Source organism: Francisella sp. 19S2-4 (assembly GCF_036281795.1).
GTDB lineage: Bacteria > Pseudomonadota > Gammaproteobacteria > Francisellales > Francisellaceae > Francisella.
On record NZ_JAWUZH010000029.1, the window covers coordinates 13,589 to 27,345 of the forward strand.

The window sequence follows — 13,757 nt, forward strand, 5'->3', positions numbered from 1 at the left end:
GTAATTTATTTTTTGGAAGCTACAGGTTTTAGAACTAAAGTAGCCATAGGAGGAATTTTGATAGTTACTCTTTGATCAAAGCCATGAGAACTTTCTGGTGAAGTAAATATTTCTTCTTCAATAATTTGCCCAGAGCCACCAAACTCAGTACTATCTGAATTAAACACTTCTTTATATGATCCTGCTTTAGGAACTCCTAAATGATAGTCATAATACACTTCAGGTGTAAAGTTGCATATAAAAATCAAATGATTACCAGTTTTGTCGCTTCTTATAAAAGATAGAATACTTTGATCTGAGTTATTTGCATCTATCCACTTAAAACCATGATGATCATAGTCACATTCCCATAGAGCTGTTTCAGAGTGATAGAAATCATTTAGATCTTTGAAGAATATTAGCGTTTGTTTATGTGCATCATATTGATCGATAACTTGCCATTGTAATTGCTCATATTCGCGCCATTCGACAAACTGTCCAAACTCACTGCCCATGAAGATTAACTTTTTACCAGGGTGACCTATCATATACGTCATATACAAGCGTAGGCCTGCATATTTATTCCACAAGTCTCCCCACATTTTATTGATTAGAGACTTTTTACCGTGAACGACTTCATCATGAGATATTGATAAGATGAATTTCTCAGAGTAGTGATATACCATAGAGAAAGTTATTAGGTTATGATGATACTTGCGATAAACAGGATCTAAAGCAATATATCTTAGAGTATCGTTCATCCATCCCATATTCCACTTAAAGTCAAAGCCAAGTCCACCTTTTTCAACAGGGGTTGATATATCTGGCCAAGATGATGATTCTTCTGCAATTGTTAAGACACCTTTGCAAGTATGTTTAAGGACACCATTGAGCTCTTTTAAGAATGCTATTCCTTCTAAGTTTTCATGGCCGCCATATATGTTTGGTTCCCATTGTCCATCTTCTCTATCATAGTTTAAATATAGGATATTCGATACAGCATCAACACGTATTCCATCAATATGAAATTTATTTATCCAATACATAGCGTTTGAGATAAGAAAACATTTGACTTCATTTCGACCTAGATCAAAGTTTTTTGTGCCCCAGCCTGCATTTTCTGCTTTATTATAGTTTTGGTATTCATAACAGGCGCTACCATCAAAGTTTATTAAGCCATGTGAGTCTTTACAAAAATGTCCAGGAACCCAATCTAGAATTACACCAACATCTTCATTGTGCAACTTATCTACAAGGCGTTTTAATCCTACAAGATCACCATGGCGGCTATTTACAGAATAAAAACCAGTTGGTTGATATCCCCACGATGCATCTAGAGGATGTTCATGAAGAGGCATGAATTCTACATGCGTATAGCCCATTTCCTTTACATACTCAGGGAGAGTCTCAGCTATTTCATCATAACTCATAAACTCACCATCTTTAGTTTTCCAAGATGCAAGATGTAGCTCATAAATATTTATTGGAGTATCGTAGTGATTTGTTTTAGCACGTTTTTTAAGCCATTTATCATCGTGCCATTTATATTCGGTATTTGTGTTGATAATAGACGCTGTATTAGGTCTTAATTCAGAAAGTACTGCATAAGGGTCACTCTTATAAACCTGATGATTTGTATCTTTATTCGTGACAATAAATTTGTATTTATCACCATTTTTAGCTTCAGGGATAAACACACTCCATAGCCCAGCCTCACTAATAGGAGTCATATAGTACTTATCATTTATTCCCCAGAAGCTAAAGTCACCAATAACACAGATACTTTTGGCATTAGGAGCCCATGTTGTGAACCTTATACCTTTAACTTTGTCTTCTATTGACTCATGCGCACCCATGAAGTTATATGCGTAGATATGTTTACCTTCATGGAAATAGTACTTGTCCAAATCACTTATGTTTGTGTTTGTATCAGAATTCTGTTTAAAGTTTTTCATAAAAGCTCCTAATAAAAAATAAAACTAAATACACTTCTTATAAAAAAATAAGCTTTGCTAAGAAGTTTATAAGTAATCACTATCTTTTATACTAACAAATTATTAATAGCTATAGTATTAATAAGTTTATATCAGCTTAATAAATTAATTAAATAAACAATGAAAAAATCTATAAATAAATAAGTTTATTAATTATTCTAAATTAGTAAAGATAGTGGTAAGATGAATATCATAATAGTCTTATTGATGTGGTATTGGTTACGTATTAATCAGTAATAAAACATTAAGGTAAAATAAAAAGATGACAATTAAAACTGTATCAACAAAACCTTTTGCTAATCAAAAACCAGGAACATCTGGATTACGTAATAAAGTTAAAGCATTTAAGCAACCAGGATATTTAGAAAACTTTGTTCAATCAACATTTAATTCTTTAGAAAATAAAGAGGGTAAAACACTCGTTGTAGGTGGCGATGGAAGATATTACAACAAAATTGCAATACAAATTATTATTCGTATTGCTGCTGCTAATAAATTTTCTAAAATAATTGTTGGGCATAATGGCATATTATCAACTCCGGCTGCTAGCTGTGTTATTAGAAAATACAAAGCTTTTGGTGGAGTGATCCTCTCAGCAAGTCATAACCCTGGTGGTCCAAATGGTGATTTTGGTATAAAGTACAACATATCAAATGGTGGACCTGCACCAGAAAAAATTACAGAAAAAATCTATCAAGAAACACAAAATATTGATAAGTACTATATAAGTGATGCTAGTCAAGATGCTATTGATTTAAGTAAGATTGGCAGTTATAAGATAGAGAATACAACTGTGGAAGTAATTGATTCCGTAGCTGATTATGCTGAGTTGATGCAACAAATATTTGACTTTGATAAAATGCGTCAGCTGTTTGCAAAAGGTTTTAAAGTTCGTTTTGATGCGATGAGTGCTGTTTCAGGGCCTTATGCAAAGTATATTTTTGAGACTTTATTAAATGCTCCTGCTGGAACTGTCGTTAATGCAGAACCTCTAGAGGATTTTGGAGGGTTTCATCCTGACCCTAATCCGGTAAATGCTTCCGATTTAGTAGCACATATGCGTAGTGGAGCTTATGATTTTGGGGCAGCATCTGATGGAGATGCCGATAGAAATATGATTGTTGGTAAGAAAATTGATGTAGCGCCATCAGATAGTTTGGCAATAATGGCTGCAAATGCCAATTTTATACCTGCATACTCAAAAGGAATTAAAGGTGTTGCAAGATCAATGCCAACATCTATGGCTGTTGATAGAGTGGCTGATTATCTTAATATACCATGCTATGAAACACCTACAGGTTGGAAATTTTTTGGTAATCTTCTTGATGCTGGAGAAATCTCTTTATGTGGTGAAGAAAGCTATGGAACGGGATCTGATCATATTCGTGAAAAAGATGGTGTTTGGGCTGTTTTATATTGGTTAAATTTAGTAGCAGCAACAGATAAGAACATAGATGAATTGGTAGTTGAGCATTGGCAAAAGTTTGGAAGAAATTTCTATTCTAGGCATGACTATGAAGCAATAGATAGTGAGATTGCAAATCAAATTATGATTTCTCTGAGAGAGAGAGTTGTAGATTTACAAGGAAGTAAACTTTGTGGCCAAAATGTGAAACTAGCCGATGATTTTAGCTATAAAGATCCCATTGATGGCTCAGTTTCAAACCATCAGGGTATAAGAGTTATCCTAGAAGATGGTTCGCGTATAGTATTTAGATTATCAGGTACTGGAACACAAGGAGCTACTTTAAGAGTGTATTTAGAAAAATATGAAGCAGATACTAATAAATTTGATATTCCAACACAGCAAGCGTTGGCAGATTTGATAGATGCTGCAGAAGCTCTGACAAATGTTAAATCTTTGACAGGGATGAAGGAACCAACTGTTATAACTTAATCATAAAGATTTTTTTAAAAATAGGAGATAGTAAGATATGGATAACCCTAATAGTTCTCATCAATTGTATAAAAAAGCAATGGCATTAGTTTTGGCTGGTGGACGTGGATCACGATTATATAATCTGACTGATACTCGTGCAAAACCTGCGGTTTATTTCGGAGGTAAGCTTAGAATTATAGATTTTGCTTTATCAAACTGCCTAAACTCTGGAATACGTAAAATAGGTGTTGTGACTCAATATAAGTCTCATTCATTATTACGTCATTTACAGCGAGGGTGGGGATTTTTACGAGGTGAATTAAATGAGTTCGTAGATTTACTCCCAGCTCAGCAAAGGGTTGATGAAGAGCACTGGTATCGTGGTACAGCTGATGCTGTTTATCAAAACATTGATATTTTACGTTCATACTCTCCAGAATACATAGTTGTACTAGCTGGTGATCATATTTATAAAATGGATTATTCTGTAATGTTACGTGACCATGTAAAAAGTGGCTATAAGTGTACAGTAGGATGTGTTGAAATACCTGAAGAGGAAGCTTTTGCTTTCGGTATCATGGGTATTGATAAAGAGCGTAAAGTGACAAGCTTTATTGAAAAACCACAAAAAGATGCTCCTACAATACCAGGTGATCCAGATAGATGCTTAGCTAGTATGGGAATTTATATTTTTAACTCTGATTACTTATACGATCTTCTTGAAGAAGATATAGCTAATAAAGAATCAAGTCATGATTTTGGTAAAGACATAATCCCAAGGATAGTAAAAGAAGAGCAAGCTTTAGCTCATCCATTTAGTATGTCATGTGTGCCTAGAGGAGATGGTATTAAGCCATATTGGAGAGATGTTGGTACAATAGATGCTTTTTGGGAAGCAAACCTTGATTTAGTAGCTAATATGCCAGAGCTAAACCTTTATGATAAAGATTGGCCAGTCTGGACAGCTCAAGAACAGTTACCTCCAGCTAAATTTGTACCAGATGAAAAAGGTAATAATGGTGTTATTACAAATACTTTAGCTTCTGGTGGATGTATAGTTCTTGGTTCAGAGCTATCTAAGACATTAATGTTTTCGAATGTAAGAATTTTATCACATTGTACTATTGAACAGTCGGTAATTATGCCAGATGTAGTTGTTGGTGAAAATTGTCGTCTGAAAAAAGTTATTGTTGATAGAGGTTGTGACATTCCGGATGGTATGGTTATTGGTGAGAACCCTGAAGAAGATGCTAAAAACTTCTTTAGAACCGATAAAGGTGTAGTTTTAGTTACTAAGCCTATGATTGATAAGTTAATAAAATAAGTTAATAGAATATAAGAGAAAATCATGCGAGTTTTACATGTCTGTAGTGAGTTATATCCACTACTAAAAACAGGAGGTCTTGCAGATGTTACAGCGGCATTACCTCCTGCGTTATCAGAAATGGGTGTTGATAGCAGGGTATTGGTTCCAGGCTTTCCTGCATTTATGGGAAGTGTTGAAAAGAAAGAACTTCTAATCGAATTATCAACGATATTTGATGATAATGTATCTATATTTTTAGCCAAAATTCCTAATACAAAAATACAAATATATGTAATTGATGCTCCAGGATTATATGATCGTCCAGGAAATCCTTATACAGATAAAAATAATAATGAATATGCTGATAATTATAAAAGGTTTGCACTATTAGGATGGGTTGCTGCAGAGTTAGTAAAGGGCTTGGATTGTCAGTGGATTCCTAATATCGTACATGGCCATGATTGGCACTCAGGTTTGGTGCCTGCATATTTAAAAGCAGCAGAGATAACTACAGGGATAAAAAATGTAAAATCAGTTTTTACTATACATAATTTGGCATATCAGGGGCTTTTCCCGATGCATATTTTTCCTGAGTTAGGTTTACCGAAAAGCTTTTTGGATATGGATGGTATGGAGTTTTATGGGCAGATATCTTTTCTAAAAGCAGGTTTGCATTTTGCTGATAAAATTACAACTGTTAGTCCAACGTATGCAAAAGAGATCCAATCACATGAACAAGGCTGTGGTTTGGATGGATTATTATCTAAGAGAAAAAGTGATTTATACGGTATCTTAAATGGTGTAGATCCTAATGTTTGGAATCCTCGTATAGACCCTGTTATAAAAAACAAATACTCTAAAGAATCTGTTGCTATTAGTAAAGCAAAAAACAAATCATTCTTACAGAAATCTAAAGGTCTTAAAGTTCAAAATACAGCACCTTTATTTGGCTTAGTTAGTCGTTTGACAGAGCAAAAAGGTTTGCATTTGGTTATTGCTGGTTTGGAGGAAGTTCTATCTAAAGGTGGTCAGCTTGTATTACTTGGCAGTGGCGATCGTATCTTAGAAGATGAGTTTAAATCTATAGCAGAAAAATATCCACATTCTGTATCTGTACAAATTGGTTACGATGAGAATTACGCTCATGAAATTGTAGCAGCTTGTGATGTTATATTGGTTCCTTCTCGATTTGAGCCTTGTGGACTGACTCAACTATATGGATTAGTATATGGGACATTACCTCTTGTTCATAAAGTCGGAGGTTTAGCAGATACTGTTACAGATACATCTTTAGAAAATTTAGATGATAATACAGCAACTGGGTTTGTCTTTGAGAAGTTTACAGTAGAAGACTATAAACGAGCTATTCGTAGAGCTTTTGCATTATATGATCGCAAAGTAGATTGGCGCAAGGTTAGAAAGACAGCTATGCAACAGGATGTTAGCTGGAGCGCTTCAGCTAACAAACTATATGCTATATATCAACAGTTAATTAAAGAAATAGACTAAAAAAATACCATATATCTTGTATAGAAAATGTTTTAATGACATTATATTGCCTACATAAATCAATATTTTTAACTAAAGTAAATTCTTATTAAAGGTTTTATTAAAATGAATGAAAAAAATCAAATTGAACTATATCTTGAAAAAATACTAAATGGTGATGTTAGCCAAGCAAATGATCAAGATTTATACTACGCATTACTAACTTATGCTAAGGAACAAACAAGCAAGATTCCAGAGCATGATTATAAAAAGAAAATTTATTATATTTCTAGTGAATTTTTAATTGGAAAAATGCTGATTAGTAATTTAATTAACTTAGGTGTTTATGATGACATTTGCCAGATATTAAAAGACAATGGTAAAGATATTGTACAAATTGAAGAGTTTGAACCAGAGCCATCATTAGGTAATGGAGGTTTGGGAAGATTAGCAGCATGTTTTTTAGATTCTATAGCATCATTAGGTATTCCTGGTACAGGTATTAGCTTGAATTATCACTATGGTTTATTTAAGCAAAAGTTTAAAAATAATAGCCAAAGTGAAAAACCAAATCATTGGATTGAAAAGTTAGGATGGTTAAATAAAAAAGATGTCAGCTATAAGGTCAATTTTAATAACTTTAGTGTAGAGTCTCAATTATGTGAGATTGATGTGGTTGGCTATAAGAATAACTTTGTAAATAAATTATGTTTGTTTGATATAGCAAGTATTGATTCAAGTGTAATAGAAGATGGTATTACTTTTGATAAAACAGCTATTGAAAAGAATTTAACTTTATTTTTATATCCTGATGATAGTGATGAGGAAGGACATCTTTTAAGAATTTTCCAACAGTATTTTATGGTTAGTAATGCTGTTAGTTTAATTTTCTCTGATATTACTAAAAATGGTTATTCATTAGAAAGTCTACCTGAGCATGCTGTGGTGCAAATTAATGATACTCATCCAACTTTAGTTATTCCTGAGTTAATTCGTCAATTAGTAGCAAATGGTATCGATATTGATAGAGCTATAGAGCTTGTTAGCAAAACTACTGCTTATACGAATCATACAATTCTAGCAGAAGCACTGGAGAAATGGCCATTAAACTATTTAGAAAAAGTTCTATCTACAGAAATGATAGGTATCATTAAATATCTTGATAAGAAAATTAAAGAACAATACAAAGATCCTGAGATTGCAATAATAGATGAAAATGATCGTGTTCATATGGCTCATATTTGTATTCATTATAGCTTTAGTGTTAATGGTGTTGCAGCGCTTCATACTGATATCTTAAAAAATTCAGAGTTAAAACATTTTAATGATATATATCCTACCAAGTTTAATAATAAAACTAATGGTATTACATTTAGACGTTGGTTATTACAAGCAAACCCTGAGTTAGCATCTTATTTAAAAAGTTTAATAGGTGATAGCTATATTCAGGATTCTAAGCAGTTAGAAAAATTATTAGCTTATCATAACGATAAGAATGTATTAGCTAAGCTTGATGAAATCAAGAAAACTAAAAAGCAACAGTTTATAGAGTTTGCGAGTTATTATTCAGGAGTTGAGCTATTAAAAGATGGTATCTTTGATGTTCAAATAAAACGTATTCATGAATATAAGCGTCAACAGATGAATGCTTTATATATTATTCATAAATATCTTGAAATTAAATCAGGACTTTATCCAAAGCCTAAGAGACCAATTAACTTTATATTTGGCGGTAAAGCGGCTCCTGCTTATACAGTTGCTAAGCACATTATTCATTTGATTCTATGCTTACAAGAGTTAATTAATAATGATGAAGAAGTTAATCAATATATTAGAGTACTTTTTGTTGAGAACTATAATGTTAGTGTTGCTGAGAAGTTGATTCCAGCTACAGATGTATCTGAGCAAATATCTTTGGCTTCTAAAGAAGCTAGCGGTACTGGGAACATGAAGTTTATGCTAAATGGAGCTATTACTCTTGGTACTATGGATGGTGCTAACGTTGAGATAGCTGAACTAGTAGGAAGTGCTAATATTTATACATTTGGTAAAGATAGCGATACTATTATTGATTTATATAAAACGCATGGTTATAAATCGATAGATTATTATCACAATCCTGTAATTAAGAATGTTGTTGATTTTATAATTTCTCCAACACTATTATCAATTGGTGATAAGGATAAATTAATTCCTTTATTCAATGAGTTGATTAGTAAAGATTGGTTTATGACTTTGATAGATTTAGTTGAGTATATTAAAGTTAAAGATCAAGTGTTTAGAGATTATGAAGATCGTGAGCATTGGTTAAGAATGAGCTTAGTAAATACAGCTAAGTCTGGCTTCTTTAGTTCTGATAGAACTATTGGACAATACAATAAGCATATTTGGAAGATATAGGGAGCTATATTTTAATAAACTACTGTCATACTACGGCTTGACCGTAGTATCCATCCTCATTAGCTGAATTATCAATGGATTCTATGGTCGAAGCCATAGAATGACAATTTATATTGGAGTTTTTTGTGGAAAAAACTGGAGTATTATTAGCTGTATCAAGCTTACCTAGTCACTTTGGTATTGGTGACTTAGGACAAAATGCCTATAAATTTATCGATATCTTAAAACAAGCAAATATAAAGATATGGCAGGTATTACCTCTTACGCCTCTAGGTTATGGTAATTCGCCATATCAATCTAGTTCTTCTTTTGCAGGAGACGAGATCTATATAGCAATTGATGACTTAGTTGAAATAGGGTTGCTGAATAATTCTGATGTAGAATATTTAAATGCTGATTTAGATATTGTTGATTATAATATTGTCCGATCACATAAAGCTAAACTACTAAATAAAGCCTTTGATAAGTTTAAAATATCTACAGATGAAAGTCTTAAGTTAGAATATCAAAAGTTTATTGATGAAAATGATTGGGCTTTAAACTATGCTATTTTTAGAGCTTTTAGAAAAGCTAATAATAATCAAGCTTGGAATCTTTGGCCTCAAGAATATAAAAGTTGGATTAAAGATAAAGCTATAAAACTTGAGCAGTATCAGTCAGATATTGATTATGAGTTATTTCTACAATATATATTTTATAAGCAATGGTTCAAGCTAAGAAAATATGCAAATGAAAATAATATCGAAATTATGGGTGATTTACCTATTTATTTAGGTTTTGACTCTGCAGATGTATGGGAACATCAAGATGTATTTTTATTAGATAAAGATCAAAATCCTACTTTTGTTGCAGGTGTTCCACCAGATTTCTTTTCAGAGACAGGCCAATTATGGGGAAATCCATTATATGACTGGGATAGATTAGAAGAGACTGACTTTGAATTTTGGATAGAGCGCTTAAAAGGTAATTTTAAACTATTTGATATTGTTAGAATTGATCATTTTAGAGCCTTTGATACATACTGGAAGATACCCGCAGATGCCAAGACAGCTATCAATGGCGAATGGATAGAAGCTCCAGGATATAAGTTCTTTGATACGGTTTTTGAGAAATTACCTAATGCAAATATTATAGCTGAAGATCTTGGGGATCTACGTCCTGAAGTATTAGAGTTGCGTGATCACTATAATCTAAAAGGTATGAAAGTATTTCCTTTTCATTTTGATCTGAAGACTGGTAGCTTCATTGATGATGCAAATATTGTTGCTTACTCTGGAACGCATGATAACAATACGCTAAAAGGTTGGTATTTTGATGAGCTAAATAGATATCAAAGAAAACTTTTAAAACGTTATTTTAGAGCTAATGATAAGAATATCTTTAGAAAGATTATTAAATATCTACTAAATTGTGATGCTAAATATGTAATATTGCCAGTACAAGATATTCTTGAACTAGATAGCGATGCTAGGCTAAATACTCCTGGTACTGTAGGCGAACCTAATTGGCAATGGAAATTGGTTGATTTTGATGGATTGACATCAGATTATACATAGGTTGGTATAGTAGCTTTGTTAAGTGTCTATCTATCATTGAATAGAGTTAGACTATTGTAAGATAATTTGAATGTGTAGTGATGTAATTATAATTGATGTAATGTGAGTGAGGGAGTATAAAATTACATAGTAAGATCTCACGTAAGTGCGTATTAATGTGTGCTGCTTATTAAGTTAATTGTCTAATTCAGGGGATGTGGGATTTGTCGATAGAAAGAATAAAAAACACGAAATTGTGGCGTCGAACACTAGCAGAAGTAAACAATGACGGGTACAAAGACAAGCGTGATGAATTAAGAGCATCATTCATTAAATTTAGAGAGAATGTAACATACTTAGTTTCACAAATTTCAGCTACTTTGCCGGGATTAACTCAACATGACATAAGTCACTTAGATGCTTTGTGGGAAGTTGCAGATATTATCTGTGGTGATGATTATCCACTTAACCCTCTTGAAGCGTTTGTATTTGGTGGCGCAGTATTATTACATGATTCAGCTTTATGCTTTGAAGCATATGACAATGGTATCGATGGTATTCGTGATACAGATGTTTGGAAGGACTCTTATGCAAGTGTCTCTGAAAATGTAGTTGATACCTCGGAATTGGAAAAAATCGCTGACTTTTCTGCATTGAGAGCTCTCCATGCACACCAAGCAGAAGTATTAACAGAAAGAAATTGGGAACATCCAGAAACGAAAGCACCATTATTTTTATTAGAAAACACTACTCTTAGAAACCACCTGGGTAAATTAATAGGTCAAATTGCTGCAAGCCATCATTGGTCAATAGAAGATGTAGCAAGTAAGTTTCAAAATCAAGTTAATGCATTACCAAGCTTTCCACGTGATTGGCGAATTGATCCAATTAAAATTGCTTGTATGGTGCGTTGTGCTGATGCTGCTCATATAGATAGTGAAAGAGCTCCTGATTTCTTGCATGCCTTAATTAAAAGAATAGGTATTTCATTTACCCATTGGCAAGCACAAAATAAATTGGCCTGTGTAGATTTAGATCAATCTGACAGTACCAACTCAACATTATTATTTACTTCGACACGTAGATTTCTGGAGAGTGAATCTGAAGCTTGGTGGATTGTATATGACACTATCAATATGATTGAAAAAGAAATTAGATCGTCTAATGCTTTACTTGAATCGAAGCAAGTTGAAACACCACAGTTTCAAGTTAAACGAGTTAAAGGCGTAGAATCACCAGAGTTAATGGCAAAGTATGTTCAAACTGAGGGATGGAGCCCTTGTATGGCGGAAGTCCATGTAAGCAATTTAGAAAACCTTATAAATTCATTAGGTGGTGAGAAACTATATGGCTCAAGTTGTGATAAGTTTGAAGTAATAATTAGAGAGCTTATACAAAACTCTAGAGACTCTATACATGCAAGAAGAGAAATAGATAGTGATTTTTCTGGCCAAATAACAATTCGATTAAAAAATGATGGCGAAGGATATTGCTTATATGTTGAAGATAATGGAGTTGGTATGTCCCAGCGAGTATTAACTGGTCCTTTATTAGATTTCGGTACGAGCTTTTGGAAGTCTTCTTTGGTACAAAGTGAATTTCCAGGACTTCGATCTTCCAAGTTTAAATCTGTTGGTCAATTTGGGATTGGCTTTTATTCCGTGTTTATGGTGGCAGATAAGGTAAGAGTCTCGAGCAAACCCTGGAATGGAGGCTCTTCAGAGATACGCCAATTAATCTTCAATAATGGTTTGTCTCTACGTCCTCTACTTAAAGCCGAAATACCAGAAGATTTTAACTCAAACATCTCCACCCAAGTAAAATTAAGCTTGAAGAAAGGCTTGCTTAATAGTGTTGATAAGGTCATGATTAAGCGTAACCAAGTGAAGGCTGAAAATATTGAAGTATCCATCGAGGAATACATTTCATCGATATGTGCAGCAATAGATGTATCGGTATATTTTTCGACTGATGATTCAAGTGGGAAAGAAATTCATAAAGATATAAAGGAAGAAACAGATTACAGTTATTGGTTACATAGAATATCTTATTCACGACACCAACCCCAACACGTTGCAGAATATATAAAATCGAATGTTCATAGACTACGACCAATTATTGAAGATGGTCAGTGGCATGGTTTAGCGGCAATATCCATATTACTTGGTACAGAGCAGAATTTTCTGAGCTTAAAATCTGTTGGAGGCCTTAGTAGTAGTATTCACTATCGAAGTGGTGAATACTATATGGGGTATATTGATCATTTACTTCAGTCAGCTAAAAGAGAGGGTAAAGGGTATTCAGCTTCTGATAAAGCTATAAGATCTTGGGCTTTAGAGCAAGTGGAAATATTAGAAAAAGAAAATCTGCAGCCATTGGATAAATGTATTTTGGCATATAATCTTTGCTATTTTGGGGTTGATCCAATTGATATTGCATATGTTTATGTTATACAAGATAATAATCACTATCTCTTATCATTTAAGCAATTAGCAGATTTGTCACTAGTAGAAGATATTATTTTTGTCAAAACTGACTCTATAGAGCGTATTGATCCCCATAGTCAGGTAAATTCAATTCCTGGAAAAATTCTTATCAAGCCTTTAAGAAATTCAAACTTTCTTTCTCTTAAAATGGAGGAGGGAAAACCAGAAAATAATAATAGTATTCTTGATTGCCTATATCGTGAAATCATAAAATTAGGGTATGTCCCAAGTATAACCATTGAAAAAAATATTGGAAAATCTCTTTTGGGAGTGAATGATGGGTTAATAATTAGATCTAAAATTAAGCACCAACAAGTTGTTCAAAAGGATAAAAATAGTTAGCTTTTGCTCCGCCTCCGCTAATTTAGCTAACAATTTCTTGAGCTTTCTAAAGAAGCGTTAGAACACACAATAGAATGTGATTAATTATCTAAAAAAAGAAAGAGCTAGCTATAAACGAAAATGTTATGCTGGATTGATTTAATATTCTTAGTCATTCCCCGCGTAGGCGGGAATCTCTAAAATAGCCAAGAGATCCCCGTGTCAAGCACGAGGATGACGGTGATTTTACTTATAAGATTGGAGTATAATTTAAATCAAAAATCTTTTATAGATAAAAGACTGTTGAATAAATCTTTCAATTTCTATGAATAGGAATATTTTTGCTATTTTTAGTAAAAACTTAGCCTT

At 33.1% G+C, this 13,757-nt stretch carries 7 protein-coding genes; 6 read left to right on the plus strand and 1 reads right to left on the minus strand.

Annotated features, from left to right (window positions below):
• Positions 1-5 precede the first annotated feature (5 nt).
• On the minus strand, positions 6-1,934 hold the full coding sequence (gene glgB / locus R8535_RS07295) for a 1,4-alpha-glucan branching protein GlgB (protein ID WP_329497909.1): 1,929 nt from the start codon (positions 1,932-1,934) through the stop codon (positions 6-8).
• Between the two features lie 301 nt (positions 1,935-2,235).
• Here glgB and R8535_RS07300 point away from each other — a divergent pair, with 301 nt between their 5' ends.
• From R8535_RS07300 to R8535_RS07325, 6 genes are all read left to right on the plus strand, one after another.
• Positions 2,236-3,870, plus strand: a complete 1,635-nt coding sequence (locus R8535_RS07300) for an alpha-D-glucose phosphate-specific phosphoglucomutase (protein WP_329497906.1) — start codon at positions 2,236-2,238, stop codon at positions 3,868-3,870.
• 37 nt (positions 3,871-3,907) lie between these two features.
• Complete coding sequence (gene glgC / locus R8535_RS07305) at positions 3,908-5,176, plus strand: glucose-1-phosphate adenylyltransferase (RefSeq protein WP_329497904.1); 1,269 nt, start codon at positions 3,908-3,910, stop codon at positions 5,174-5,176.
• 24 nt (positions 5,177-5,200) lie between these two features.
• Complete coding sequence (glgA, locus tag R8535_RS07310) at positions 5,201-6,667, plus strand: glycogen synthase GlgA (protein ID WP_329497902.1); 1,467 nt, start codon at positions 5,201-5,203, stop codon at positions 6,665-6,667.
• Positions 6,668-6,772: 105 nt separating this feature from the next.
• Positions 6,773-9,046 (plus strand): glycogen/starch/alpha-glucan family phosphorylase, encoded by a 2,274-nt coding sequence (gene glgP / locus R8535_RS07315; protein ID WP_329497901.1) that lies wholly within the window; start codon positions 6,773-6,775, stop codon positions 9,044-9,046.
• A 125-nt stretch (positions 9,047-9,171) separates the two neighbouring features.
• Positions 9,172-10,602, plus strand: coding sequence for a 4-alpha-glucanotransferase (gene malQ, locus R8535_RS07320; RefSeq protein WP_329497899.1), 1,431 nt, complete (start codon positions 9,172-9,174; stop codon positions 10,600-10,602).
• A 194-nt stretch (positions 10,603-10,796) separates the two neighbouring features.
• The gene (locus tag R8535_RS07325; RefSeq protein ID WP_329497898.1) at positions 10,797-13,409 is read left to right on the plus strand and encodes an HD domain-containing protein; all 2,613 of its coding nucleotides are present in this window, start codon (positions 10,797-10,799) and stop codon (positions 13,407-13,409) included.
• Positions 13,410-13,757 lie beyond the last annotated feature (348 nt).